At 69.3% G+C, this 23,470-nt stretch carries 27 protein-coding genes, 1 other RNA gene and 2 pseudogenes; 14 read left to right on the top strand and 16 right to left on the bottom strand.

All coding sequences use genetic code 11. The annotated features are described in order from the left end of the window. Positions 1–8: 8 nt before the first annotated feature. The 6 genes from FS770_RS13650 to FS770_RS01835 form a co-directional block, all read right to left on the bottom strand. The gene (locus tag FS770_RS13650) at positions 9–185 is read right to left on the bottom strand and encodes a hypothetical protein (RefSeq protein WP_186366664.1); all 177 of its coding nucleotides are present in this window, start codon (positions 183–185) and stop codon (positions 9–11) included. A 78-nt stretch (positions 186–263) separates the two neighbouring features. Beyond that, on the bottom strand, positions 264–962 hold the full coding sequence (locus FS770_RS01855) for a hypothetical protein (RefSeq protein WP_145009488.1): 699 nt from the start codon (positions 960–962) through the stop codon (positions 264–266). Then, positions 946–1,338: a hypothetical protein gene (locus FS770_RS01850; RefSeq protein WP_145009485.1), complete on the bottom strand. Its 393-nt coding sequence runs from the start codon at positions 1,336–1,338 to the stop codon at positions 946–948. The genes FS770_RS01855 and FS770_RS01850 overlap by 17 nt, the downstream gene beginning before the upstream one ends. Beyond that, positions 1,322–1,492, bottom strand: a complete 171-nt coding sequence (locus FS770_RS01845) for a ribbon-helix-helix domain-containing protein (RefSeq protein WP_145009482.1) — start codon at positions 1,490–1,492, stop codon at positions 1,322–1,324. Before FS770_RS01845 ends, FS770_RS01850 begins: the two co-directional genes overlap by 17 nt. Then, positions 1,489–1,707, bottom strand: a complete 219-nt coding sequence (locus FS770_RS01840; protein WP_145009479.1) for a hypothetical protein — start codon at positions 1,705–1,707, stop codon at positions 1,489–1,491. The genes FS770_RS01845 and FS770_RS01840 overlap by 4 nt, the downstream gene beginning before the upstream one ends. Before the next feature lie 97 nt (positions 1,708–1,804). After that, the gene (locus FS770_RS01835; protein ID WP_121845858.1) at positions 1,805–2,014 is read right to left on the bottom strand and encodes a hypothetical protein; all 210 of its coding nucleotides are present in this window, start codon (positions 2,012–2,014) and stop codon (positions 1,805–1,807) included. A gap of 409 nt (positions 2,015–2,423) precedes the next feature. On the opposite strand from FS770_RS01835, the pseudogene FS770_RS01825 reads away from it, so the two are divergent. Both FS770_RS01825 and cynS read left to right on the top strand, forming a co-directional pair. After that, positions 2,424–2,821 (top strand): annotated as a pseudogene (locus FS770_RS01825) (transposase); the annotation flags it as partial. A 385-nt stretch (positions 2,822–3,206) separates the two neighbouring features. Continuing rightward, entirely contained in the window at positions 3,207–3,650 is a 444-nt protein-coding gene (gene cynS / locus FS770_RS01820) for a cyanase (RefSeq protein ID WP_145009476.1), read from the top strand. A 57-nt stretch (positions 3,651–3,707) separates the two neighbouring features. Here cynS and FS770_RS01815 read toward each other — a convergent pair whose 3' ends face one another. The 6 genes from FS770_RS01815 to FS770_RS01790 all read right to left on the bottom strand — a co-directional run bounded on the left by FS770_RS01815 (position 3,708) and on the right by FS770_RS01790 (position 9,808). Next, positions 3,708–4,922: a PPK2 family polyphosphate kinase gene (locus tag FS770_RS01815; RefSeq protein WP_186366663.1), complete on the bottom strand. Its 1,215-nt coding sequence runs from the start codon at positions 4,920–4,922 to the stop codon at positions 3,708–3,710. Between the two features lie 541 nt (positions 4,923–5,463). After that, complete coding sequence (locus FS770_RS01810; protein ID WP_186366662.1) at positions 5,464–6,564, bottom strand: ATP-binding protein; 1,101 nt, start codon at positions 6,562–6,564, stop codon at positions 5,464–5,466. Further along, on the bottom strand, positions 6,561–7,466 hold the full coding sequence (locus FS770_RS01805) for a bifunctional DNA primase/polymerase (RefSeq protein WP_145009470.1): 906 nt from the start codon (positions 7,464–7,466) through the stop codon (positions 6,561–6,563). The genes FS770_RS01810 and FS770_RS01805 overlap by 4 nt, the downstream gene beginning before the upstream one ends. Further along, positions 7,463–7,717, bottom strand: a complete 255-nt coding sequence (locus tag FS770_RS01800; RefSeq protein ID WP_244944689.1) for a hypothetical protein — start codon at positions 7,715–7,717, stop codon at positions 7,463–7,465. Before FS770_RS01800 ends, FS770_RS01805 begins: the two co-directional genes overlap by 4 nt. 145 nt (positions 7,718–7,862) lie before the next feature. Continuing rightward, positions 7,863–8,426 carry a hypothetical protein gene (locus FS770_RS01795; protein WP_145009467.1) on the bottom strand — a complete coding sequence of 188 codons (564 nt, stop codon included), beginning with the start codon at positions 8,424–8,426 and terminating at the stop codon, positions 7,863–7,865. Then, complete coding sequence (locus FS770_RS01790) at positions 8,423–9,808, bottom strand: recombinase family protein (protein ID WP_145009465.1); 1,386 nt, start codon at positions 9,806–9,808, stop codon at positions 8,423–8,425. The genes FS770_RS01795 and FS770_RS01790 overlap by 4 nt, the downstream gene beginning before the upstream one ends. Before the next feature lie 27 nt (positions 9,809–9,835). Between FS770_RS01790 and FS770_RS01785 the strand changes: the two are divergent. The 8 genes and pseudogenes from FS770_RS01785 to FS770_RS13960 all read left to right on the top strand — a co-directional run. Beyond that, a pseudogene (locus FS770_RS01785) lies at positions 9,836–11,038 on the top strand (TadA family conjugal transfer-associated ATPase); the annotation flags it as partial. After that, positions 11,035–11,892, top strand: coding sequence for a type II secretion system F family protein (locus FS770_RS01780; protein WP_145009462.1), 858 nt, complete (start codon positions 11,035–11,037; stop codon positions 11,890–11,892). The pseudogene FS770_RS01785 and the gene FS770_RS01780, both read left to right, overlap by 4 nt. Next, positions 11,889–12,833 (top strand): type II secretion system F family protein, encoded by a 945-nt coding sequence (locus FS770_RS01775; protein WP_145009459.1) that lies wholly within the window; start codon positions 11,889–11,891, stop codon positions 12,831–12,833. Before FS770_RS01780 ends, FS770_RS01775 begins: the two co-directional genes overlap by 4 nt. A gap of 38 nt (positions 12,834–12,871) precedes the next feature. Next, entirely contained in the window at positions 12,872–13,096 is a 225-nt protein-coding gene (locus tag FS770_RS01770) for a hypothetical protein (RefSeq protein ID WP_145009456.1), read from the top strand. Between the two features lie 43 nt (positions 13,097–13,139). Next, positions 13,140–13,508, top strand: a complete 369-nt coding sequence (locus tag FS770_RS01765; RefSeq protein WP_244944688.1) for a TadE family protein — start codon at positions 13,140–13,142, stop codon at positions 13,506–13,508. Then, complete coding sequence (locus FS770_RS01760; protein ID WP_244944687.1) at positions 13,486–13,944, top strand: hypothetical protein; 459 nt, start codon at positions 13,486–13,488, stop codon at positions 13,942–13,944. The genes FS770_RS01765 and FS770_RS01760 overlap by 23 nt, the downstream gene beginning before the upstream one ends. Beyond that, positions 13,941–14,456, top strand: coding sequence for a pilus assembly protein TadG-related protein (locus FS770_RS01755; RefSeq protein ID WP_244944686.1), 516 nt, complete (start codon positions 13,941–13,943; stop codon positions 14,454–14,456). The genes FS770_RS01760 and FS770_RS01755 overlap by 4 nt, the downstream gene beginning before the upstream one ends. A 71-nt stretch (positions 14,457–14,527) precedes the next feature. Further along, positions 14,528–14,992 carry a DoxX family protein gene (locus FS770_RS13960; protein WP_244944685.1) on the top strand — a complete coding sequence of 155 codons (465 nt, stop codon included), beginning with the start codon at positions 14,528–14,530 and terminating at the stop codon, positions 14,990–14,992. 18 nt (positions 14,993–15,010) lie between these two features. On the opposite strand, the gene FS770_RS01745 is transcribed toward FS770_RS13960, so the two are convergent. Continuing rightward, complete coding sequence (locus tag FS770_RS01745) at positions 15,011–16,183, bottom strand: glucose-1-phosphate adenylyltransferase family protein (protein WP_144942156.1); 1,173 nt, start codon at positions 16,181–16,183, stop codon at positions 15,011–15,013. Positions 16,184–16,268: 85 nt separating this feature from the next. Here FS770_RS01745 and prfB point away from each other — a divergent pair, with 85 nt between their 5' ends. Both prfB and smpB read left to right on the top strand, forming a co-directional pair. Continuing rightward, on the top strand, positions 16,269–17,387 hold the full coding sequence (gene prfB / locus FS770_RS01740; protein ID WP_055085474.1) for a peptide chain release factor 2: 1,119 nt from the start codon (positions 16,269–16,271) through the stop codon (positions 17,385–17,387). A 95-nt stretch (positions 17,388–17,482) separates the two neighbouring features. Then, positions 17,483–17,971 (top strand): SsrA-binding protein SmpB, encoded by a 489-nt coding sequence (gene smpB / locus FS770_RS01735; RefSeq protein ID WP_055085472.1) that lies wholly within the window; start codon positions 17,483–17,485, stop codon positions 17,969–17,971. A 10-nt stretch (positions 17,972–17,981) separates the two neighbouring features. Here smpB and FS770_RS01730 read toward each other — a convergent pair whose 3' ends face one another. Continuing rightward, on the bottom strand, positions 17,982–19,733 hold the full coding sequence (locus FS770_RS01730) for an ABC-F family ATP-binding cassette domain-containing protein (protein WP_145009453.1): 1,752 nt from the start codon (positions 19,731–19,733) through the stop codon (positions 17,982–17,984). A gap of 253 nt (positions 19,734–19,986) precedes the next feature. Here FS770_RS01730 and ssrA point away from each other — a divergent pair. After that, positions 19,987–20,354, top strand: a transfer-messenger RNA (tmRNA) gene (gene ssrA / locus FS770_RS01725). A gap of 160 nt (positions 20,355–20,514) precedes the next feature. Next, the gene (locus FS770_RS01720; RefSeq protein ID WP_145009449.1) at positions 20,515–21,309 is read left to right on the top strand and encodes a DUF4190 domain-containing protein; all 795 of its coding nucleotides are present in this window, start codon (positions 20,515–20,517) and stop codon (positions 21,307–21,309) included. Positions 21,310–21,547: 238 nt separating this feature from the next. On the opposite strand, the gene hisN is transcribed toward FS770_RS01720, so the two are convergent. Both hisN and rsgA read right to left on the bottom strand, forming a co-directional pair. Further along, the gene (gene hisN, locus FS770_RS01715) at positions 21,548–22,348 is read right to left on the bottom strand and encodes a histidinol-phosphatase (RefSeq protein WP_144942162.1); all 801 of its coding nucleotides are present in this window, start codon (positions 22,346–22,348) and stop codon (positions 21,548–21,550) included. Positions 22,349–22,352: 4 nt separating this feature from the next. Then, the gene (gene rsgA, locus FS770_RS01710) at positions 22,353–23,468 is read right to left on the bottom strand and encodes a ribosome small subunit-dependent GTPase A (RefSeq protein WP_055085464.1); all 1,116 of its coding nucleotides are present in this window, start codon (positions 23,466–23,468) and stop codon (positions 22,353–22,355) included. Positions 23,469–23,470 lie beyond the last annotated feature (2 nt).

Here is a 23,470-nt window from a genome sequence, read left to right as displayed (position 1 = left end):
GGAACCCTTTATGTATGTTTTGCGCGGTAGCCCATCACGAAACCCTCCACCCCAGCGCGGGTCGCTCGGTCCACAGGGTCCGCATCGTCAGCAGGCAGCGCGGCCAACATGCTCGCGAGCGCGTCCACCGCCCGGTCCGCGTCGTCCGGGGCCATGCCCGCGAACGTCTCCCTCACATCGTCCATGCCCTCATCCTCTCAACCTCTCGGTGGGCGGGCCCTGTCCCAACCCCGCCCACCGGGGTGTTCGTCCTGCTGCTGGTCCTACGCGGCCGCGTCTGGGGTTGGTTCCGGTGTGCACCGCCGCTGGTCCTCACGCGCCGCTTCGACCCCGGCCTCCACAGCACGCGCCTGCCACGACACGGGTACCTCCTGACCGGCGGGCCGCGCACGGGCACGCTCCATGCCCACATCCTCGAACACCCAGTCCGCCAGCTCGCGCAGGTCACGGGCGAGGCGGTAAGGATCTGGGTCCGGGTAACCCACTCCGTCGAGCTTGACCAGGGTGGGGGACTTCACCCCGTCTGGTGCCGTGTTGCCGGGTCCATAGAAGGGGATCTCCCCATGCTCGGCCCGGACCGCGGCCCGCATCTCAGACCACGCGTCGGAGGCCGCGTAGGCGCGCCGCAAAAGGTCCTCCATGGCCGTACGCACCTCGGCGGTACTGAGGTCCACCTGGGTGGCCTGCGCGGCCTCTACGAGCTCACGGTGGCGGGCTTGGGCCTTCTCCTTGACCACGGTGGCCTGTTCGGCGTCAACGGAGGTCTGGGCACGCTGGACCCGCTTGGCCTTGATCCCGGCGTCTCCTTGGGCGCCGGCCAGTTCCAGGGGGTCCACGGTTTCGCCAGCCACTGCCCGATCTTCGAGGGCGGAGAACGCGGCCGCGGCGCTCTGGTGTGCCTGGGTGGCCTGTTCGAGGGTGGTCTGGGCTTCTCGCAGTCGTCGTTCAGCTCTGGTGCTCATTGTTCTTCTTTCTCGGGGTGGGGTAACGGGCGTCATGCTTCAGCCACGTTTTCGCGGTGGTGGCCTGTGTGGCCTTGTGGAGGGTTTCGAGGTCCGGGCGGCGGTACACGGTGCCGTTGACCCAAAACACGGTTGTGCTGGGCCGCCCCAGGTCCACTAGGGGCACCCCGGACAGACCCTCGGGGCCCTCCCCTCCCGCGAACGGGGAGAAGGCGCCGCACTCGGCGAGGACCCTGGCACGGAGTTCGTCCCATGTGGCGATGTCTCGGACGCCTTCCCGGAAGTAGTCCTCAATGGCCTTGATGAGGGGCATCCCGTAGGACCCGAACCGGCGCATGCCCTCCACCGCGGCCACGAGGTCAGGGCTGGGCGTCATGGGTGGCGCCGCCCAGGGGACGCAGGTAGTCGGCTACGGCGAGTCGGATGAACCCTGCACGGCTGGTGCCGGTCAGCGAGCGCAGGGTGTCCACCCGGCGGACCATCTCGGGCGGCATGGCCACCACGAGGCGCTGCAGGTGGGGCGTGCTCACAGGCCCACCCCGTCCGCCCACGCGTCGAACCGTTCGGTCTCACGGGCCGTGTGGAGGGACGCCGCGGTGGCCTGGGACAGTGCACAGGTGACGGCCACTTCGGCGACCTGGGCGGGGTTGGTGGTCTCCCCGAATCGGAGGGTGGTGAGTTCTCGCCAGATGGACTCCCCGAATGTTGCGAAGTCCGGGGGGTTGTTTGGGTCAAGGTGGGCCATGGGCGCTCCTGGTGGTCGTGCCCCGGGGCTGGGTGCCCCGGGGCGGTGATACCAATGTGGGGTCAAACCGATGCCGAAAGGTGGACGGCGGGCAATGTCACCGGGCGCTCGCAGGCCGGCGTTTCCGCCGTTTCCCGGGCACTGGGCCACTCATAGCCGTGAACCGTTCCTGGGCCAGCAGCAGGCGGCGTCGCAGGTCCGGGAGCGCGTGCTGGGGGATGAACACGACCCCGGTGCCGCCGTCGAGTTCGAGGCCGTTCAGGGACCCGCGGCGGGTGAGCCGGGCGCGGACCTCGTGCGGGTCCACCGGGGCGAAATCGGTAAGTCCATTGCGCGAAAGTTTTTGCCCCTCCGCGGTCTCTTGTGGCCCATGGGACGCCAGTCCATTGCACGCCATTGCCGGGGTCGTTTTGCCGGGGGCGGCAGCTCCTGTGGTGACAAGTTCCGCGGACTGCTGGGCCGCGCTCGTGGGGTCCTGTGGCCGCGGTTTGTTACTGTCCTGTGCGTTGCTCTGGTGGGTGTTCATGGGGTGTCCTTCCGGTGCTGGTGGAGCTGGTGTTGGAGTGCGCGGTTGATGTGCTGAGTTGCATGTTCCGGGCGTCCAGTGCCCGCACGAGGTGTTGCAGGTCCGCCTGGGCTGACCCCGTTTTGTAGGTCCAGTCGTTATGAGAGTCGTCCTGTTGCCCGCGGTCGCGGGCAGGGAGACTGGTCAGATCATGACGAACAGCAGGAAGCGTCACACCCCGGAGCAGGTCGTCCGTAAGCTCGGGCAGGCCGACAGGATGCTCGCCGATGGTCAGGACGTCGCGGCGGTGTGCTGGGAGCTCGGGGTGTCCGAGCAGACGTACTACCGGTGGCGGAACCAGTACGGCGGCCTCAAGGCCGACGACGCAAAGCGCCTGAAGGAGCTGGAGAAGCAGAACGCGACCCTGAAGCGTCTGCTCGCGGAAGCGGAGCTGGAGAAGGCCGCGCTCAAGGAGCTGGCTGAGGGAAACTTCTAAGCCCGGACAGGCGCCGCGCCGCCGTCGATCACCTCAAGCGCAAGCTGCGGGTGAGCGAACGGATGGCGTGCCGTCTGGTCGGGCTGAGCCGCTCCGCGTACCGGCGACCGCTCAACCTGAGTTGGGTCACTTTGACAGGTTCTTGGGGTCGGGATCGCGATGACCTGCGGCGATGCGTCGGGTTAGTGCGTCGCTGTCGCGCGTCAGACTTGGTGGTGAGCCTTCCTGATGGTGGGCACGTCGGTCGGGGGCCGGGCAGACAAGACGTTGATGGGGCTCTCCAGGCTCATATGAGGTCATGCAAGGCCTTCGACCGGCGCTCCTCGTCGGTCACCCCACCGGCGAAGGGGTCGTGGACGGTTCAGATCAAAGACAGACCCCCTGCGGGGCCGCCAGTCAAGTTTCGGGTCACACGCCCCCTTGCCGGGGGACAGTTACATCCTCTACGTCTAGGCTTGGCAGAACCATTCAGATAACCACGCTAAGGAGCGGTGCATCATGAACGAGGCCAAGGCGAAGGCTGCCGAGGAGATCCGGGCGACGAAACAGAGGGAGGGACTCTCCTGGGCCGAGATCGCCGAGGCGATCGGCAAGCCGAAGGAGTGGACCGTCTCCGCCCTCCTCGGGCAGCATCCCGTCCCCGAGGATGCGGCGGTGAAGGTGGGCGAACTGCTCGGGCTCAGCGACGAGTCGGTGCAGGCGCTGCAGCGTCAGCCCTACCGGACGGGGCTTGGCGATGCCGCCAACGATCCGACGATCTACCGCTTCATCGAGGCGATCAACGTCTACGGCCCGGCGATCAAGGAGTTGATCCACGAGGAGTTCGGCGACGGGATCATGAGCGCGATCAACTTCAAGCTCGACGTGTCCCGACGGCCCGACCCCTCGGGTGACCGGGTCGTGGTGACCCTCGACGGCAAGTTCCTCGACTACAACTGGTGACCGGGTCGGCGGCACCGGCCTCGGTGCCGCCGTCATCGGTTCATGGGATGAGTCGGCTCACTTCTTGGACTTCTTCTTCTTCTTGGACATCTTCGAGTCGTCCTTCTTCTTCGACTTCTTGGCGGCCCTGTCCTTGACCTTTTCGTCGACGGCGATCGCGTCGGCGGAGGTCGGGATGGTGGCCGCGGTCGCGGCCGCGAGGTCGGGGGCCATCTCCTCGAGCAAGGCCTGCTTGTCCTCAAGGGTCGTGGCGAGGTCGGCCTCGAGCTCGGCCCGGCGCGACTCGATCGCGGCGATCGCCGACTCGCGGGTCGCGTCGTCCGCGTGGGCGTCGCGCAGTTCGGCGGCCTCGAGGCTGACGTCCATGCTCGCGTCGATGGACTTCTGCACGATGCCGGCGGACTCGGCGTACAGCTCGGGCGACATCGTCTTCGCCAGCCTTCGCCGCTGGACCTCCGGGCTCCAGCGCACGCGTGGCCACTTCAGCTCCATCTCGATCAGGGCCCGGGTGAGGATCTCCGTGATGGCGAGGCGCGAGTACCATTTGCGGTCGGCGGGCAGCACGTACCAGGGTGCGTGCTCCGTCGAGGTGCGGCGGAAGACGTCGGCATACGCCTCCTGGAACTGGTCCCACTTGGAGCGGGTACCCAGGTCGCCGGTGGAGTACTTCCAGCGCTTGTCCGGTCGGTCGATGCGTTCCATCAGGCGCCTTGCCTGCTCGTCGTAGGACGGCATCAGGGCGAACTTCAGCACGGTCGTCCCGCCGTTGACGAGGGTGCGCTCCCAGCGGTTGATCTCGGCGAAGCGCGGCTCCCACACGTCCTGGTCGACCAGGTTGTCGACGCGCACGACGAGCACGTCCTCGTACTGCGAACGGTCGAAGACGCCGATCAGGCCCGGCTTCGGAAGGGCCTTCTTGATCCGCCAGAGGTAGTGGTGGCTGCGCTCCTCGGCGGTCGGCACCCCGAAGCTCCTGAGGGCCACGCCCTGCGGGTCGACCATGCCCATCACGTAGCGGACGATCCCGCCCTTTCCCGCGGTGTCGAGGCCCTGGATGATCACCAGGACGTTGCGCTTGCCGCCCGCGCGCCCGTTGGCGAAGAGGCGTTCCTGCAGTTCGGAGAGGAGCTTTCCGCGCTCGGCGGTCAACGTCTCGGCGGCGGCCTTGTCCCCGATGAACCCGAAGGTCGAGGCGCGGTCGAGGCTGTCCAGATCGAACTCTTCGCCCGCCCGCAGCGCCTCGCGCGGGTCAACGGTCCACAGGTCAGACATCGGTGTCCTCTCGTCGTCGGATGGAGAGAAAGTCTAGTGGCCGCCGTCCGAGGTTGTCTGATGCTTTGCGGGTATCCGACCGCCGCCGATCGACGTGCGGCAGGGGTGCTCGGTGGATGACGAGCGGCGGCCCCCCGAAGGGATGGGTGCCGCCGCCCAGCTTGGGTTCAGCCGACCGACAGGCGGATCTCGTTGTTCCAGGGGTCGAGCACCGACATCGTCCTGCCGTCGAAGGGGGCGGCTCACGCCTTGCTCTTGGCGTTGGTGAGCATCCCTTCGACCCGGCGGTGGTGGTAGTCCTGCTCGGTGTTGTCCTGCCTGTTTGTGTCCTGTGCGGTGAATGCTTTCTGCTGTTCCATGAGGTGTTCTCTTTCTCGTACCCCCTGACTCTCGGGTGGGCCGGAGTCAGGGTTGAGTCAGGGTCCAGTCAGGGGGCCTGACCCCCGAGAGTCAGCGGATAGTCAGGGCGAGTCAGGGGTGAGAGTCAGGCCCCCTGACTCTCCCGGGCCCCCCTTAAGGGGGCCGGGAGTCAGGCCACCGGTCAGGACGACCAGTGAGAGAGGCCGTAGCCCTTCTTGTTGTCGTGGAGAACCTGGCCGGAATCGACAAGCTCTCGTAGCGCCTGAGTGACGGTTGGCTGGGATCCGCCAACTCTGCTGCGGATGCGGTCCCGCCCCTGCCAAGTGCCAACGGCGGAGAGGTAGTCGAGGATCTGCTGCCCCTTGGCATCTGCGATGCTCTCGGGCGTGATGTGCCCCAGGATGGTGAGGGTCCGCCCCTGCGCCGCCAACCGGGTCTTGGGCATGCCCTCGATCCGCCCCATGGTCTTGAGGAACCGGGACGCGCCTGGTTCCTCCCCCTCGCGCATCAGCGTCCACACTGCAGAGCAGGACCCCAGGAACGCGGAGGCACCACGGGCGCGCTCGCCGTTGTGCCCGGCGTGCAGGGTGACCATGGATTCCTGACCGCCGAGCTCCCGCACGAACTCGTCCCAGGCCGTGAGCAGCCGCTGCACGTCACTGTTGGAGTTCTCGTCCAGCCCGAGCGAGGCCAGCAGCGGCCCTACGGGGTCGAGGATGTACGTGTGGGCGCCGCCGTACCGTTTCACCAGCTCGGCGCGCACGGCGGGATTCGTGAAGTCGAACCCTGAGCCCAGCCCGTTGAGCAGCACGGTCTCCACCTTGTGGGTATTGGCGATCCCAGCATCCTCGTACCAGTCCAGGAGCATGTCCTCGGTCATCTCGAAGTCGAACACGACGACCGCGGGGCCCTCGCAGTCGGGGACGGCCTCGGTGGTGTACTTCCCGAGGAACTGACCGCCGTCCACCAGGGCCCGCACCACGTTGGTGGTCATCGTGGTCTTGCCGGCCTTGGGTGCCCCTACAAGGTTGATGCGCCCCCCGGCGGGCCACATGTCTTGGATCCGCCAGCGAGGGCGTGTGCGGGGCGCTGCGAGCCGGTCCGCGAGGTTGGACAGCGCCGGGAGTTCCGAGACTGTGGAGGACTCGGCCGCGATCCGTCGGCGCGCCTCCTCGCGGATCTGCATGCGCTCCATCTCGTTGACGACCATGCGTTCGTAGGTCGCAGCTGGGTCTTCGAACTCGGCGCTCGCCGGGAAGTCGGCGAATGGTTCTACGGTCATGCTGCTGCGCCCCCTTGAGCGTTGGAGCCTCTTGGGGCGGCTGCGGATCGGATGGTCTTGACGGCTTCGGCCTGGGGAAGACCGGCGGTTTCGGCTGCGTGGAGCAGAGCGGTGGCGTACTCCTGGGTCAGCAGCCCGTCCTGGGCCAGCTGCCACGCCGCCCAGTTGAGTGTGCTGTTCCGCTGCCCCTCGGGAGCGGTGGACACAGTGCGGAGCAACCCGGCCACACGACGGTCCGCCTGCGACCGTGTGGGAGGGGCCACGGGCATGGGGCGGCGCTGTGCGGGCTCCTGCGGGGCCAGCATGTCGCGAAGCCACTGGGGGAGAGGCAGGAGCTTCCCAGGATCTCCGGAAGGCGTGTAGGTGCCTTGCTTGAGGTTGGTCCCGGGCCCGCAGGCGTATCCACCGCGGGCGCGCACGTCGACCTGCCATTCCAGCCCGGTACGGTTCCGGATCCTGGAACCGGCCGGTGCCCGGAAGTACAGGTGCAGCCCCCCGCTCGGTGTGGTCACAGTGAACGTGTCGAACATGGACGCGCTGGGGGAGTGGCGGGACCAGAGGTCCGCGAACACGTCCACCCCGTCCCGGATCCCGGGCCGGTCCCACTCAGGCGGAGGGGTGGAACCATGAGAGTCACAGTCGATCACCACCAGCCCGGAGCGGCCGCACGCAATACCCACGCCGGCATCCTTCGGCCACCGGTCGAGCTGGGCGGGGTCCACGGTGGCCCGCTTCTCCCAGTCCATGATCGCCGGCCGCTTCTCACCCGGGATCAACGGCAACAGGTGGAAGCCGTGGATAGCGAGCGCGTAAAGCCAATCCCGAGTAGAATTGGTGGTGTTCAGAGGATTTTGTTGAGAGACCCCTGGGGTGCCCACCCGGGGGTTTTCTTCTGCCGTCATGCTGCAGCACCCCCACGGTTCTCCACGGGGCGCAGGAGACCTGCGAGCGCGGCCTTCTGGGCGTCGTTGAGCGGGGGAGCTTCGGCCACGAGGCGGGCTACGTAGGCGTCCACACGGGCCGTTTGCAGGGAGGCACGGGCCTCGGTGAGTTCGGGATCATCCGCGGCGCGAGTGCGGGAGAGGGATGCGACGCGTGCGCGCTCGCGGGCGCGGTCTGGGTCGATCCGGTAGGGGCGCTTGGAAACAGACAAGTCCGTCGGCCTTTCGGGCATGGCTAGTAGCCAAGCCCGCGCCAACGGACCTTACTGTCATTCTGAGGGCGGCTTCGGGGTCAGGAGTTGCCGCTTCCTGAGTGTCATGGTCTGACGAGCACGACACTCACGAGTATACCTCTAATCAATTAGTAAAGCCATACCACTGCCATGAAGCCCATGAGGGAATCGTGCCGTCGTCGCTCACTCGAACCATGCCGTCCTCGCTCCCCGGCATCGGCGAATATCGAACGGCTCGATGTTCCTTCGCGGACAAAGTGCTTAGATACGCCGCGATCTCCTGGAGAGTTACTTCGGCACGGCCTGCTTCAGAAATAGCGCCGAAAAGGATGTCAGCGGTGGACCACACATTGGGCTTCCGCCGGTTCAAGCCCCGCAGGGAGATTGTCTGTGGGTGGCCACCGCGGGCGCACTGTTTGCAATGCAACTTCCAGGTCTCATGGTAGACCTGGCGTGATTCTCCGGGCTCGTCGAATTCAGCCTCAGGGCGCCGATAGGCAACCCCTGGCCCCCGGCCCAGCCACTGCCCGATCACACGGCCGTCATTCAAAGGGGCGACTGGCGGGCACCAGCCGAACATGCCGATGGTCTTGCCCGGCTTGTGGGAGCCCCCTACCCCCGAACAAGTGATCCTGATTCTCGCTGTGTTGTCCATGATCGCCGCGAACTGGCGGGGTTCCATGCTCATGCCTTCCATTCGATCTTCACGGATTCGGGGTCCCGTCCCCGGCCCGGCCCGGCGGGCAGGATGGTTATGGTCATCAGGGTGTCCACGATCTCTCGCTTCACCAGCAGGGTGGCGTCCTCCCAGCGGGCCACAGCATCCTCGCCGGCTATCGCGGCCGCGGCGCTCGCCGGTGTCAGGTCCGCCAACTGTGCCCGAGTCTTGTCCAACTGGGGGCGGACCCCGGCGGTGATCCTGGACAGCTGCTCACCAGTGATCGTGCCCGCCGTGAACAGGTCCGCCGCCTCGGACAGCTTGGCCTCGAGCGCCTCGGCCTGCGAGCGCAGGTCGTCCCCCCGGGCTGGATCCACCGTGGGGAGCGTCTCGAGGACGTCAGGCTGCTGCAGACGCCCCAGCACGGCACCCTCAACCACAGCGTCCACCAGCCCCATGGAGCGGGCCACACGGGTGCAGTCTCGGCACCCGTAGGACGGCATGCCGTCACGGCCTCTGCTCTTCAGGTAGCGCATCTTCCCACCGCACCGGCCGCACTCGGCGATCCCGGTCAACAGGTAGGCGGGGGTGGTGCCGTGCTGCACCCGGCGCCCCGGGTCCGCCAGGAGCGCCCGGACCCGGTGCAACTCGTCCTCGGTGATGAGCGGTTCAATCACGTCGGAGGGGAACAGCTCACCCTTGTGCTCGCGGAGCCCGGCGTTCGCGGCCCGCCGGAGGGTCTGCCGGACCGTGCCAGTCCTCCATCCGTTACCCCGCTGGGTGGGCAATCCGTCCGCGTTCCAGCGAGTCGCGATGGAGCGGATCGATTCACCGGCAAGGAGGCGAGCGACCCCGTCGCGGACCTGCTCCGCCTCGGGTGGGTAGGCGACGTCTCGGACCCCGGACCGGCGCGCCTGGTCCTTGTAGACCCTCCGCCACCCAAACGGACACAGCCCATTGGGGAGGCCCTGCTCAGCCCGCTCGCGCTGCTTGCGGCGGATACGTCGCGCCATCTGGTCCGTCTCATGCCGCGCCACACTGCCCTTGATCCGGGCCGTCATCCTCCCCTGGGGGGTTGCAAGGTCGATCTCACCGCCGATGGACACCAGCGCGATGCTGTGGGCGTCCGCGAGGTCGATCACGTCCTCGAGCTCCCTGGGGGTTCGGGTGAGCCGGTCCACGTCCCACACAATGAGCGCGCCGGCTGTCCCGTTGGCGAGGTCCCGGAGCATCTGCTGGTACTGGGGGCGGACCTTCGCCCGGGTGGCGGAGGTGTCGTTCTCCACGTACTCATGGACCACGGCCCACCCGCGGGCGCTCGCGGCCTGCCGACAGTCCTCGAGCTGACGGTTCACACCCAGGCTTGTGCCCTCAACGTCACGGCTGATGCGGGCGTAGATGACAGCGTCCATAAAAGAGATTCTAGCTCAATCTTGACACCGGCCGAGGTGTACGTGGCACGCGGCGGGGAGTCCGAGCTGACGAGTCTCGTGCTGAGCGAGTCCCAGGTGCGCACCCTCGTGGAGCGGATGCTGAAGTCCTCCGGCCGGCGTTTGGACCTCAGCTCCCCGTTCGTGGACGCGTCCCTACCGGACGGCTCCCGGCTGCACGTGGTCATTCCTGACGTCACCCGGGCGCACTGGGCGGTCAACATCCGCAAGTTCGTGGCCCGGGCACGTCGGCTGCAAGACCTCGTGGCCCTCGGCTCGATGACGGTGCAGGCGGCGGAGTTGTTGCACGCCGCGGTGGACTCCGGCCTGAACGTCCTGGTCTCGGGGGCCACGCAGGCGGGGAAGACCACCATGCTCAACTGTCTGTGCGCGGCGATCGGTCCCCGGGAGCGGGTGATCACCGTGGAGGAGGTCTTCGAGCTCAAGGTGGCGCTGCGCGACGTCGTCGGCATGCAGTGCCGGCAGGCCAACCTGGAGGGGACCGGTGAGATCCCGCTGCGGCGGCTCGTGAAGGAGGCGCTGCGGATGCGCCCCGACCGCCTCGTGGTGGGGGAGGTCCGGGAGGCTGAGAGCCTCGACATGCTGATCGCGCTGAACGCGGGTCTGCCGGGGATGTGCTCGATCCACGCGAACTCGGCCCGGGACGCCGTCACCAAGATCTGCACCTTGCCGCTGCTCGCCGGCGAGAACATCAGCAGCGCGTTCGTGGTGCCCACCGTGGCCTCGTGCTTCGACATGGTGGTCCACTGCCACCGTGCCCCGGACGGGCACCGCTGCGTGGCCGAAATCCTGGGAGTCGGCAACCGGGTGGAGAACGGGGTGATCGAGACCTACCCCGTCTTCCAGCTGCGGGACGGCATCCTGCGAGCGGTCGCCTCCGAGGTGCCCGCGGCGCACAAGTTCGTGCGCGCCGGGTACTCGCCGGCGGTTCTCCTCCACGACGACGCCGCCCCGGGCCCCGGGGACGAGGGCACCTCGGAACCGGTGTGGACTCGCGGTGGGTCGTCCCACCAGACAGGGGAACGGTCCTCGGCCGAGGACCTCACGGCAGTGAGCAGCGCGGGCGGCCCGGCTCCCGGTGCACGTCGCAACGGCTCCGGTCCACGCCGGGGCAGCTCCGGCCCGCGGGGCAACGGATCCGGTCCACGTGGTGAGGCGTCGAGCGGGCGTGCGGGGCGGGTCTCCCGGTGAGCGCGCTGCTCGGAGCCCTGCTCGGCACGGGGATCTTCCTGGTGTGGTGGTCCTTCTGGACCCGGCCGTCCGCCCCGCGCACCCGGCACGCGCGCACGGGCAGGTTCCGCACCCTGATGATCCAGGCGGACCTTCCCGCGGTCTCGCTCGCCGCATTCGTGGGCCTCAGCGTCCTGCTCGCGTCAGTTGCTGGCGTCCTGGTGCTGGCGCTGACTTCCGCCGCTGTCTTCGGACTCTGTGTCTTCCTGGTGTCCCTGTGCACTCCGCTCTGGTTCGTGCGCCGCCGCGCCCGTCGTCGCACCGCCGTGTTCCGTGAGGTGTGGCCGGACGTCGTGGACCACCTGCGCTCGGCGATCCGGGCGGGCATGGGGCTGCCGGAGGCGCTCATGCAGCTGCAGTACCGCGGCCCGGAACCGCTGCGGCCAGCCTTCGCGCGGTTCGCCGCCGACTACCGTGCGAGTGGTCAGCTGCACGGATCGCTCACGATGCTCAAGCAGCGCCTGGCCGATCCTGTGGCGGACAACATTGTGGAGGCCCTGCGGGTCACCCGCGAGGTGGGCGGCACGGATCTCGGCCGGCTGCTGGGGACGCTCTCGGAGTTCCTGCGCGAGAACGAGCGCACCCGCAGCGAGCTCGTGGCCCGGCAGTCCTGGACCGTCAACGCCGCCAGGCTCTCCGTGGCCGCCCCGTGGCTCATCCTCGCGCTGATGGCCACCCAGCCCGCCGCGGTCCAGGCGTACAACACAGCGGTCGGTGCCGCCGTCCTCCTGGGAGGCCTCGCGGTGTCCGTGGTGGCCTACCAGCTGATGCTGCGCCTCGGCGCGCTGCCCACCGAACGGCGGGTGCTGCGATGAACGCCACCGTGGTCTCCGCCCTGCTCGGTGCGATCCTTGCCCTGGGGTTGTGGCTCGTGCTGGTCGCCACCCGGGCGGTGGGCGTGCCGGGCTTCGCGGAGCGCATCGCACCCCAGCTGCGCGCCGCCGAGCTGGCGAACGGCTTGAGCGATCCCGCGTGGTCCTCCCGGCAGACCCGCGGCACGGCGCTGGCCGGTGCGGTCGGGGGCGCGGCCATGGAATGGCTCCTGCGGCGTGCCGCGCCCCTGTTCTCCAACGCGGACGTCCTGACCCGCCGGCTCGTGCGGGGCGGCTGCCGCAAGGACGTCATGGACTACCGGGCCGAGCAGGTGCTCTGCGCGGTGGCGGGCGCCGTGGCTGGCTGCGCCCTCGGTGTCGCCCTGGTGCTGCGGGAGGACGTGAACGTCGCGATCCTCGCCGTCGGGGCCGTGCTGGGTGCCGGGGTGGGCGTGTGGCTGCGCAGCGACCTGCTCACCCGCAGCATCCGCGGCAGGGAGAAACGGATGCTTGCCGAGTTCCCCGCCGTGGCGGAGCTCATGGCGCTCGCGGTGGGTGCTGGGGAGAGCACCGTGGGTGCGCTCGAGAGGGTCTGCCGCGTGGCGGAGGGGGAGCTCGCGGGAGAGTTCCGGGCCGTCCTCGCCCAGACGCGGGCCGGTGCCGGGCTCACGACGGCGTTGCAGGACTTCTCGGCCCGCACGGACGTGGTCGCCCTGGGACGCTTCGTGGACGGCATCGTGGTAGCCATCGAGCGGGGCACTCCGCTCGCGGACGTGCTGCGCGCTCAGGCCCAGGACGTCCGCGACCACGACAAGCGCGTCCTGATGGAGATCGCGGGCAAGAAGGAGATCGCCATGCTCGTGCCCGTCGTGTTCTTCATCTTGCCCTTGAGCGTGGCGTTCGCGGTCTTCCCGGGCCTTGCGGTCCTCAACCTGGGGTTCTGAACGGCAGTCCCCGCCTCACTTCCACGAAGGAGAAACCCATGAAGCACCTGATCCGTCCGCTCGCCCTGCTGGGCTGGCTGCTCACCACGGCGGTGCCCGCGCGGCTGCAGGCCGACGGTGACGAGACCGACCGGGGTGACGTGCCCGGCTGGGTCATGCTCACCCTGATGTCCGCCGTGCTCGTGGCGGGGCTGCTGCTGATCGCACGCCCGGCGCTGGAGGGGCTGTTCCAGGATGCCATCAACAGGGTCTCCGGTCTCTGAGCCTCTCGCGCCCCGCCGCGCGGGCACGGGGGGAGCGCTGGCCGTGGACGAGGGCAGCGCCGTGGCGGAGTACGTCATGGTGCTGGCGCTCGCGAGCATCCTGTTCGGGATCATCCTCCAGGTGGGATTTGCCCTGCACGTGCGCAACACCCTGATCGACGCCGCCGCGACGGGTGCCCGGTACGCGAGCCTCGCGGACCGCACCGACGCTGACGGCGCCGAGCGCACCCGCGGGATCATCGCGGACACCGTGGGGGAGCGCTACGCGCAGGAGATCTCGGTGTCCCGGACCAGCGTGGGTGCGCTGCCCGCGGTGGAGATCCACGTCGTCGCCCCGCTGCCGGTGCTCGCAAGCCTCGGCCCTCCCGAGGGACTGGAGGTGAGCGGCCATGCGGTGGACATGGACTCCTGAGGCGAGGCAGGAACCGCTCGTGGACGACGACCCGGACCGGGGCAGCGCCATCGTGGAGTTCATCGGGCTCGGCCTGCTGCTGCTCATCCCCGTCATCTACCTGGTGGTCACCGTCGCCCGGGTGCAGGCGGCGTCCTTCGCAGTGGTCGCCGCGGCCGAGCAGGCGGGTCAGGCGATCTCCGTGCTGGAGGCGAAGGACGTGGACCGCACGGGCATCCACGACGTCGCCGCCGTGGCCGCGCAGGACCACGGCTTCGCCCCGCAGGACCTCACGGTCACGGTGGACTGCTCGGACGGCACGTGCGCCTCCCCGGGTGCGGTGGCGCGCGTCCACGCGAGCATCCGCGTGGGCCTGCCGGGCATGCCCGGATTCGCGACGGCCACGGTCGCGAACCTGTCGGCGGACGTCTCCGTGATCGCGGGGCGGTACTCGTGAGGCCGGTGCTGACGACGGCGGGGCGCGGGCGTTCCGGTCCGTTCACGCTGCTGCGCTCGCGATGGGCGGCGGAACCTGACGAGGACCCGGACGCGGGCCAGACCACCATCGTGCTGATCGGCTTCGCCCTCGTCTCGCTGCTGCTGGTGGTCACTGTCCTCGCGATCACGAGCGTGTACGTGGGCCAGCGGCAGCTGCAGTCTCTCGCGGACCGCGCGGCGGGTGCGGCGGCGGACACCTTCACCGACGTCGACCGCTCCGGCTCGGGTCCGCCCACGCCCATCCTCACGGACGAGGGCGTCTCCGGGGCCGCCACGAGCTACCTCGGAACCGTCGGCGCGTTCCACGACGTGAGCGGCCTGGCGGTGGGCGGGCCCACCGGCTCCACGGACGGGACGACGGCTCAGGTCTCGCTGACTGCTGTGGTCCACCCGCCTGTGGTCAACGTCGTCGTGCCCGCCGGTGTGCCCATCAGCGCCACCGGGGATGCCCGGGCCGTGATGCGTCGCTGAGGCATGACGCCGTGTGACACGGTGCCGAAACCCGTCCCGCGTCCGCCACCTCGGCCCCCGCCGAGCGCCCCGTGCGCCGCATCTGGCACTACCACGCGGTGGCCCCGGGCCTGCTCGTGCTGCGCGTGGTCCTGGGCAACACGTTTCTGATGCATGGCTGGCAAGATGTCCCGGAGTGGCGCTTCTCCGGCACCGCACAGAGCTTCGAGGGCATGGGCGTCCGCGCGTCCACCGCGTCCGCGGCCTTCGCGATCACCGTCGAACTGGTCGGCGGCATTGCGCTGATCCTCGGCGTGCTCACCCGCATTCCGGCCGCACTGCTGGCGCTGGACAGGGCAGCGGGCGTGGTCAGCGACTCCGGAGGTTTCGCGCCACCTGGCGTAATGCACCGTAGCGGCGGTACAGCCCGATCAGGGGGAGCACACCGCCCGCGCGGCGGACGGCCTGGTGGCGCACCGTGCGGAACAGCTCCCGCCGCAGCGCGGGACCGAGAGTGGCGCGGGATGGACGTCGCATGGCAGAGGCCTTTCGGGTGAGAGGACTGGGAGGACTTGTCAGTACTGTTCCCAGTTCCGGGGCAGTGCGGCGGAGGTGTCGAACGGCTCACGGTCCGCGACGGCACCGGATCGGTCGATCACCGTCACGTGCTGGGAGGATCCGCGCCGGGAGCCGCCGCTCACGTGTGCTCCGGTGTCCGCGACCACGTTCACCAGCTCCACGCCGGAGCCCACGTGCACACCGTCCAGCAGCACACAGTTGCGCACCACCGCACCGTGCTCCACCGTCACGTTCTGCCCGAGCACCGAGTGATCCACCGTACCGGCCACGTGCGAGCCGGGAGCCACCAGGGAACGGATGACCGCGGCGTCGTCGTCGACGAATGCGGGGAGCAGAGGGAGCTGTCCGCTCCAGACGGGCCAGGAGGGGTCGTCCAGGACCGCGCCGTCGCCGTCGAGCAGCTGCTGCTGGGCGGTCCAGAAGGACTGGACGGTCCCCAGGTCCATCCAGTACCCGCTGTGGCGGTGCTCCACCACCCTGTGGTGCTCCAGGACGTGGGGGATGAGGTCCTCGCCGTAGTCGCCGAGCTGGCCCAGCTGATCGTGCAGCGTCTCGAGCGAGTCCAGCAGCACGTCCGTGGTGAAGAGGAACATCTCCCCGGCCACCAGATGCCCCGAGGGTGCCTCGGGCTTGTACTCGAAGCCCGTGACCTCCCCGGACTCGGAGGTCTGGACCACGCTGTAGCGGGAGGGGTCCTCCGTGACCTCAGTGGTGACCATCGTGAGGTCAGCGCGCCGGCCCAGATGGGTGTCGACGACGTCCCTGAAGTCCACGGTGTAGAGGTGGTCCGCGGAGAGCACCAGCACGAGGTCCGGGGCCGCCTCCCGGATGACCGCGGCCTGCCGGAAGATGGAGTCCGAGTTGCCCGTGGCGAAGCCCTCCCCGTCCGCCCCCTCGTAGGGAGGCAGCACGTGCAGCCCGCCGTGGGAGCGGTCCAGGTCCCAGGGGCGGCCACCGGCCATGTAGAAGTTGAGGTCGTGGGGCAGGTACTGCTGCACCAGCCACACGTCCGTGATGTGCGAGTGCACCAGGTTGGACAGCGAGATGTCGATGAGGCGGTACGTGCCGCCCACCGAGAGGGCAGGTTTGACGGTGTGCTCCGTGAGTGCGCCCAGACGGGAGCCCTTGCCTCCCGCCAGGACGAGTGCGAGCACTGCAGGACGTTCCATCGACGGTCTCCTCGGTGAGCAGGCGGGGTGGATCCGAGCCTACCGGCTCCCGGGGCCCGCGGGCCATGACGTAAAGTGGTCTGCCATGGCCTCCATTGACTACGCTGCAGAAATCCGTGCCCTCCGCGCCACCTACGACTCCGTGGCGGCGGTCAGCGACGTCGAGTCCATGAAGACGCAGATCGCGGACCTCTCGGAGCAGGCGGCGGCCCCGGACCTCTGGGACAACCCGGAGGAGGCCCAGAAGGTCACGTCCCAGCTCTCCCACGCGCAGAGCAAGGTGGACCGGCTGAACAAGATCCACGGGCGCATCGACGACCTCGAGGTCATGGTGGAGCTCGCGGAGGACGAGGACGACCAGGAGACCCGGGACGCCTCGGCCGTGGAGCTTGAGTCCATCCGCAAGGCGCTGTCCGAGCTGGAGATCCAGACCCTGCTGGCCGGCGAGTACGACGAGCGCGAGGCCGTGGTCACCATCCGCTCCGGTGCCGGCGGCGTGGACGCCGCCGACTTCGCGGAGATTCTGATGCGCATGTACCTGCGCTGGGCCGAGCGCCACGGCTACCCCACCAAGGTGCTGGACACCTCCTACGCGGAGGAGGCCGGGCTGAAGTCCGCCACGTTCGAGGTCAAGGCCCCGTACGCGTTCGGCACGTTGTCCGTGGAGGCCGGCACCCACCGTCTGGTGCGCATCTCCCCGTTCGACAACCAGGGGCGGCGCCAGACCTCGTTCGCCGCGGTGGAGGTCATCCCGCTCATCGAGTCGGACGACACCGTGGAGATCCCCGAGACCGAGCTGAAGGTGGACGTGTTCCGCTCGTCCGGTCCCGGTGGGCAGTCCGTGAACACCACCGACTCGGCCGTGCGCATGACCCACATTCCCACGGGGATCGTGGTGTCGATGCAGAACGAGAAGTCGCAGATCCAGAACCGTGCGGCCGCGCTGCGCGTGCTGCAGTCCCGTCTGCTCCTGCAGCGCCAGGAGGAGGCGGACGCCAAGAAGAAGGAGATGGCGGGGGACGTGAAGGCGTCCTGGGGCGACCAGATGCGCTCGTACGTGCTGAACCCCTACCAGATGGTCAAGGACCTGCGCACCAACTACGAAGAGGGCAATCCCAGTTCCGTGTTCGACGGCGGGATCGACTCTTTCATCGACGAAGGCATTCGCTGGCGTGCAGGCGCGCGCCGCGACGACGAGAGCTGAGAGACTCTCACCGGCCGCGCGGCGTCGTCGGTCCCCGAGGGTGGGGGCCGTAGCGTGCACGGGGACCGGGGGAGCAGTGAGGAAAGAACAGGCCGATGGCCAAGAAGAACGCTGATGACGGCCGCCAGATCGTGGCCAACAACAAGAAGGCGCGCCACGACTACAACATCTACGACACCTATGAGGCCGGTCTGGCGCTCATGGGCACGGAGGTGAAGTCGCTGCGCATGGGGCGGGCGTCCCTGGTGGACGCGTTCTGCCAGTTCGACAACCGCGGTGAGCTGTGGCTCGAGCACGCCCACATCCCTGAGTACCTGCAGGGCTCGTGGACGAACCACTCCGCGCGGCGGCGGCGCAAGCTGCTGTTGCACCGCTCCGAGCTGGACAAGATCGCGGGCAAGACGCGCGAAGCCGGTTACACCATCATCCCGCTGTCCCTGTACTTCGTGCACGGCAAGCGCGTGAAGGTGGAGATCGCGGTGGCGCGCGGCAAGCGCGAGTACGACAAGCGCCAGACCCTGCGCGAGAAGCAGGACAACCGCGAGGCCCAGCGCGCCATGCGCTACCGCAACATGCGCGGCTGAGCCCTTCGACTCACGGCGTCCCGGCCGGTACCTCCAGTGCGAGGTGCCGGCCGGTCCAGTTCCTGCGCAACCAGCGGTCGTGGGAGGCCACGACCACGGTCCCCGGGTAGTTCGGCACCGCCGCCTCGAGCTGCGTGGCGAGCACGAGTGAGAAGTGGTTGGTGGGCTCGTCCAGCAACAACACGTGCGGCGGGTCCGCGAGCAGCACCGCCAGGGCGAGTCGACGCCGCTGACCCACGCTGAGCTCGCCGAGCCGACGGTTCTCGTCCCGCCCGGCCAGCAGCCCGAAGGTTCCCAGGGGTACCGCCTCGGCCCGTTTTGTGCCGACGATGTTCCGGTAGACGGCGGCCACCGTGCTGTCCGGATCGGCGGTGGCCAGGGTGTCGTCCTGGCCCAGCATCCCCACGCGCAGCCCGGGTGCGGTGTGCACCGAGCCGCCGGTGGGACCCAGCCGACCCGAGAGCAACCCCAGCAGCGTGGACTTCCCCGCGCCGTTGGATCCGGTGAGCAGCCACTTCTCACCGGCACCCACGCTCAGGGACACGGGGGCGAGGCGTCCCTCCACCGAGGCGTCGACGGCCGTGACCGCTGGTCCTGACGCCCGCAGCCGGTGCTCCGCGGCGGGGTCGGCGGCTGTGAGACCGCGGAAGAACAGCTCGGCGGGTGGCTTGCGGATCTGCTTCTCCTCGAGCTCGGCCAGCCGGGCGCGGGCGTCGTTCACGCGGCGGGAGACCACCGTGGCGTTGCGGTCCGCGTAGAACTTCTTGGCGGCCCGCGCCTCCGTGCGGGGGCCGCGTCCCGCGTGCCCCACGGTGTGCTGGTCCTTCACGGCGGCCCGCAGTTCCCTGAGTCGCTCCTGCTCGTCCCGGTAGGTGCGCTCCCAGCGCTCGCGGGCGTCCATGCGGGAGAGCACGTATTGGGAGTAGCTGCCGCTGAACCGGGTGACGCCGATGCCGGTGCCCGTGCCGTCGCCCACGAGGTCGCCGGTGGTGGCGTGCGGCTGCGGGGTGGGGTCCAGGTCCACGAGCGAGGTGACGGTCTCGTCCAGGAACGCGCGGTCGTGGCTCGCGAAGAGCACTGGCCCTCGCCATTCGCGCAGGGTGGCGGAGAGGAAGCCGATCGCCGCGTCGTCCAGGTGGTTCGTGGGCTCGTCCAGCAGCAGCACGTCCGGGGCGCGGAGCAGGGTCCACGCCAGGGACAGCCGGGCGCGCTGCCCGCCGGAGAGCTCCCCGGTGGGCCGGTCCCGGGGGATTCCCCCGAGGCCCAGGCCCTCCAGAACCGTGGAGATGGTGGTGTCCACGTCCCACGCTCCCGTGCGCTCGGCTTCCTCGAGGGTGTGCGCGTAGGCGGTGGCGGCGCGCTCGTCCTGCGGGGCGGCGGCGAGGGCGCGGGCGGCGTCGTCGACGGCGCGCGCCACGTCGCGCAGGTGCCGCACCGCTGTCTCGACGGCGTCCGCCACGGTCTCGGCGGGGAAGAAGGGCGGTTCCTGGTGCAGCAGACCCACGCGCACGGGGGAGCCACCGGGTACGGAGAAGCGCACGGTGCCGGCATCGGGATCCTGGACGCCGGCGATGATGCGCAGCAGGGTGCTCTTGCCGGAGCCGTTCCCGCCGATCAGACCCGTGGGGCGACCGGCCGGGACCGTGAAGGAGACGTCCGTGAGGACCCGGTGGGTCCCGTAGGAGCAGGAGACGCCGTCCACCGTGAGGTGGGCGGAGGCGCCGTGGGCGGAGACGGGTGTGCGCAGCTGTGTGGTGGTCATCAGAGTCCTGGGATGGGCGCGGTCCCCGCCGGGCAGCGGCCTCGGGCGCGGGGAGTTCAGAAGGGCTCATCGGGACATGGCCCCCACCGTAGGCCACGGTGGGGGAGCGGGCAAGGGCCGCACGGGACACCTTCCCCCGTCCGATCCGGGCGGCCTGTTGACGTGTGGTCAGGGGCGGGCGTATTCTTGTGTGTCCACGAGGTTCTCCGGTACTGGTACCGGGCGCACGTGGTGCTCATTGAAAAATGAATACGGGGATGATCGGTTTCGACGATGTGAGTTGAGACAGGGGAAGCGGGTCGAGGACACAGAGTTATCTCGTAAACGCTCTCTGTAAAAATATAAGTGCCAAATCCAAGCGCACTGACTTCGCTCTCGCTGCGTAAGTAGCGACAGCAGTCTGTCAGCCCAGGTACACCTTCGACCTGGGATCTGACATCAGCTAGAAGGTCACTGCTCTGGACGTACGTCACGGACGTCCAGAGGACTTCTACGTGACTGAGTCCGGCGGCCACTCGTGTGCGAGATGGCCGGGACTGAGAAACCTGCAAGCACACTGCACCCGGAGAAGCCCTGACAAAGCTGCATCGGACGGGGGTTCAATTCCCCCCATCTCCACTGGAACGGCCTGGGCCGCGACGTCGTGAACACGACCTCGCGACCCAGGCTTTTTTCGTGCGCCCGCCCCGCTGCATGCGTGCAGCGAACCCGCGGGCGCAGAGCCCCGTGTGAAAGACTGGAGTCCGCAACGGACCACCACCACCGAAAGGCAGGCGCCTCCATGAGCGAACGTCCCTCCGAGCAGTCCGGCTCCTCGTCGGCCTCCGACCGCGAGCAGCCCCGGTACGGGCAGTACTCCGAGAACCGCCCCCAGACCCCGGGGCAGGCCCAGCCCGAGTACGGCCAGTACGGGGACCACGCCACAACCGGTCAGTACGGGGACGCCGGCCACCAGGGTGCGGACCGCTCCAGCTACCGGGGCGGCTACGGCGAGCCCGCCGGGCCCCAGCAGGGCTACTCGCAGAACGGCTACGGCGAGCACAGCACCCAGCAGGGATACGGCAACCAGGGGTACGGCAACGAGGGCTACGGCGTCCAGTCCGGCACGGGCGAGCAGGACTACTCGGGCCAGAGCTACGGGAACCAGACCGGCGGCGGGTACCCCACGCACTACCAGAACGACTACTCGCAGCAGTCCTACGGACAGGGCTACAACGGCTACCAGCAGGGCCCGGTGCCAGGCAAGGGCCTGGCGATCGCGTCCCTCGTGCTGGGAATCCTCGGCATCCTGACCTTCTGGTTCTTCGGACTCGGCGGCCTGCTGGGCCTGGTGGGCCTGGTGCTGGGCATCATAGGCCTGGTCAAGATCCGCAAGTCCCGCCGTGACTCCCCGGCCCTGGCCATCGTGGGCATCGTGCTCTCGGCCCTCGCGCTGATCGGCGGGGCGTTCATGGCCGCCATCTTCGTGTGGGTCATGGGCTCGATGGGCGACTGCATGCAGTACGCCCAGCAGCAGGACCAGACCCAGATGGAGCAGTGCATCAACGAGAGGCTGGGCACCTCGATCGACTCCTGACGGGGTCCCTGGCGGGGCCGGTCACGGTCCACGCCGTTGCTCCCGGTACGACGACGCCCGGCACAGCTGTTCGCAGCGGTGCCGGGCGTCGTCGTGTCCGGGTCTTCGTACCCGGCTCTCCGTGTCCGGGTTCTTCTCGCCATGCCCTTCGCGCCTGCCCGTTCGTGCCTGGCTGTGACGCACGGGCTCCGGGGCGCGTGCGGGAATCGACCGGAGCGTGAGGGCGGCCGCTCCCGGCTCAGGACTCGCGGGTGCCGAGGGCGTCCAGAGCGGCGTCGTGCAGGAGGCCGTTCGTGGCCAGGGCGTTGCCCCCGAAGGGGCCGTCCTCCCCGGCGAGGGACGTGAACCGCCCGCCGGCCTCGGTCACGATCGGCACGAGCGCGGCCATGTCGTAGAGGTTCAGCTCGGGTTCGCACGCGATGTCCACCGCGCCCTCCGCCACGAGGCAGTAGGACCAGAAGTCACCGTAGGCACGGGTGCGCCACACGGTGTCCGTGAGATCCAGGAAGCGGTCGCGCACGCCGAGGTCCCGCCAGCCGCCGAGCGAGGAGTAGGACAGGGAGGCGTCCTGGAGCGTGGACACCGAGGACACGTGCAGGCGCTGGGCCTGGGAGAGGGAGCGGCCGGTGAACGCGCCGGAGCCCTTGGCTGCCCACCAGCGGCGGTTCAGGGCGGGTGCGGAGACCACGCCCAGCACCACCTCGCCGTCCTCCACGAGGCCGATGAGTGTGGCCCACACGGGCACGCCGCGGACGTAGTTCTTGGTGCCGTCGATCGGATCCACGACCCACTGCCGGCCTCCGGAGCCCGTGGTGCCGAACTCCTCGCCGATCACGGCGTCACGGTTGCGGATGCGTCCCAGCTGCGAGCGGATGATCTGCTCCGCCTCCCGGTCCGCGTCCGTCACGGGCGTGAGATCCGGTTTGGTCTCCACCGTGAGGTCCTGGGACTTGAAGCGCTTCATGGTCAGGCCGTCCACGGAGTCCGCCAGGATGTGGGCCAGGCGCAGGTCGTCCGTGTGGTTGCTGGGTGCTCGCATGTCCCTACGTTATCGCTTGTCCGAGCCGCTTTTCGCTGTCGCCCCGCTGTGTCTCCCCGCGCGACGCCGCCAGCAGGCGCCGCAGGGACTCGAGCCTTCCGGGGGCGGCGGGTGAGGCCTCCGGCCGGTGCACCCACGCATCGAGCGCGCAGCCGGGGGAGTCCTCCGTGTGCAGGCACCCGCGGGGGCAGTCCGCGGTGGCGGGGACCAGATCCGTGAACGCGTTGAGGAGGTCCTCCTCCGCCACGTGCGCGAGTCCGAGCGAGCGGATGCCGGGGGTGTCCACCACCCACGTGCCGGGGCGGGTGCCCGGGACGGTCAGGGCCAGCGCGGAGGAGGACGTGTGCCGCCCGCGGCCGGTGACGTCGTTGACGCCGCCGGTGGCGCGCTGAGAACCGGTGAGCGCGTTGACGAGCGTGGACTTCCCCACGCCGGAGGGCCCCAAGAACACGCTCACGTGCCCGTCCAGGACGGCGCGCAGCCTGTCGAGGGACTCGGGGGAGACCTCCAGCGAGGTGTCGTGCAGACCGGCCTCGGGGCGCTGACCGCGTTCCGTGGCGCGCTGCGTGGTCACCGTGAGGACGTCGAGGTCCTCGAAGTGCTCGAGGAACTCCGTGGGATCCTGGAGGTCCGTCTTGGTCATGCACACGACGGGGGTGATGCCGGCGTCCCAGGCGGCCACGAGCCCGCGGTCCACGAATCCGGTGCGAGGCGTGGGGGAGGCGGCGGCGAGGACGAGCACCAGACGGTCCGCGTTGGCCACGATCACCCGCTCCACCGGGTCGGTGTCGTCCGCGCTGCGTCGCAGCACCGTGGAACGGGGCTCGATCCGCACGATCCTGGCCAGGGTGTCAGCCTCCCCGGAGACGTCTCCGACCACTCCCACACGGTCCCCGGGCACGATGGGCTGACGCCGCAGCTCCTTGGCCCGGACGCACAGCACGGTGCGCGGGGTCGGGCCGTCCTCGTCCACCACGCACGTGTACCGGCCGCGGTCGACGGCGACGACACGTGCGATCACGGCGTCGTCGTGCGCCGGGCGCTGCTTGGTGCGGGGACGCGAGCCCCGCTTGTTGGCCCTGACGCGGACGTCCGACTCGTCCCAGCTCCTGCCCGCCACCG

Source organism: Kocuria salsicia (assembly GCF_007681555.1).
Taxonomy (GTDB): domain Bacteria; phylum Actinomycetota; class Actinomycetes; order Actinomycetales; family Micrococcaceae; genus Kocuria; species Kocuria salsicia.
The sequence above is the reverse complement of the archived record's forward strand: the minus strand, read 5'-3'. Positions and strand labels throughout refer to the sequence as shown.

Coding starts and splice junctions, on each gene's coding strand:
- FS770_RS01815 (WP_186366663.1), bottom strand. CDS start 4,922: ATGTCTGACCTGTGGACCGTTGACCCGCGCGAGGCGCTGCGGGCGGGC.
- FS770_RS01770 (WP_145009456.1), top strand. CDS start 12,872: ATGAAGCACCTGATCCGTCCGCTCGCCCTGCTGGGCTGGCTGCTCACC.
- FS770_RS01795 (WP_145009467.1), bottom strand. CDS start 8,426: ATGAGCATGGAACCCCGCCAGTTCGCGGCGATCATGGACAACACAGCG.
- FS770_RS01850 (WP_145009485.1), bottom strand. CDS start 1,338: ATGACGCCCAGCCCTGACCTCGTGGCCGCGGTGGAGGGCATGCGCCGG.
- FS770_RS01730 (WP_145009453.1), bottom strand. CDS start 19,733: ATGACCACCACACAGCTGCGCACACCCGTCTCCGCCCACGGCGCCTCC.
- hisN (WP_144942162.1), bottom strand. CDS start 22,348: ATGCGAGCACCCAGCAACCACACGGACGACCTGCGCCTGGCCCACATC.
- FS770_RS01720 (WP_145009449.1), top strand. CDS start 20,515: ATGAGCGAACGTCCCTCCGAGCAGTCCGGCTCCTCGTCGGCCTCCGAC.
- FS770_RS01810 (WP_186366662.1), bottom strand. CDS start 6,564: ATGACCGTAGAACCATTCGCCGACTTCCCGGCGAGCGCCGAGTTCGAA.
- FS770_RS01805 (WP_145009470.1), bottom strand. CDS start 7,466: ATGACGGCAGAAGAAAACCCCCGGGTGGGCACCCCAGGGGTCTCTCAA.
- FS770_RS01840 (WP_145009479.1), bottom strand. CDS start 1,707: ATGGCCCACCTTGACCCAAACAACCCCCCGGACTTCGCAACATTCGGG.
- FS770_RS01775 (WP_145009459.1), top strand. CDS start 11,889: ATGAACGCCACCGTGGTCTCCGCCCTGCTCGGTGCGATCCTTGCCCTG.
- FS770_RS13650 (WP_186366664.1), bottom strand. CDS start 185: ATGGACGATGTGAGGGAGACGTTCGCGGGCATGGCCCCGGACGACGCG.
- cynS (WP_145009476.1), top strand. CDS start 3,207: ATGAACGAGGCCAAGGCGAAGGCTGCCGAGGAGATCCGGGCGACGAAA.
- FS770_RS01760 (WP_244944687.1), top strand. CDS start 13,486: ATGCGGTGGACATGGACTCCTGAGGCGAGGCAGGAACCGCTCGTGGAC.
- FS770_RS01745 (WP_144942156.1), bottom strand. CDS start 16,183: ATGGAACGTCCTGCAGTGCTCGCACTCGTCCTGGCGGGAGGCAAGGGC.
- prfB (WP_055085474.1), top strand. CDS start 16,269: ATGGCCTCCATTGACTACGCTGCAGAAATCCGTGCCCTCCGCGCCACC.
- FS770_RS01855 (WP_145009488.1), bottom strand. CDS start 962: ATGAGCACCAGAGCTGAACGACGACTGCGAGAAGCCCAGACCACCCTC.
- smpB (WP_055085472.1), top strand. CDS start 17,483: ATGGCCAAGAAGAACGCTGATGACGGCCGCCAGATCGTGGCCAACAAC.
- FS770_RS01790 (WP_145009465.1), bottom strand. CDS start 9,808: ATGGACGCTGTCATCTACGCCCGCATCAGCCGTGACGTTGAGGGCACA.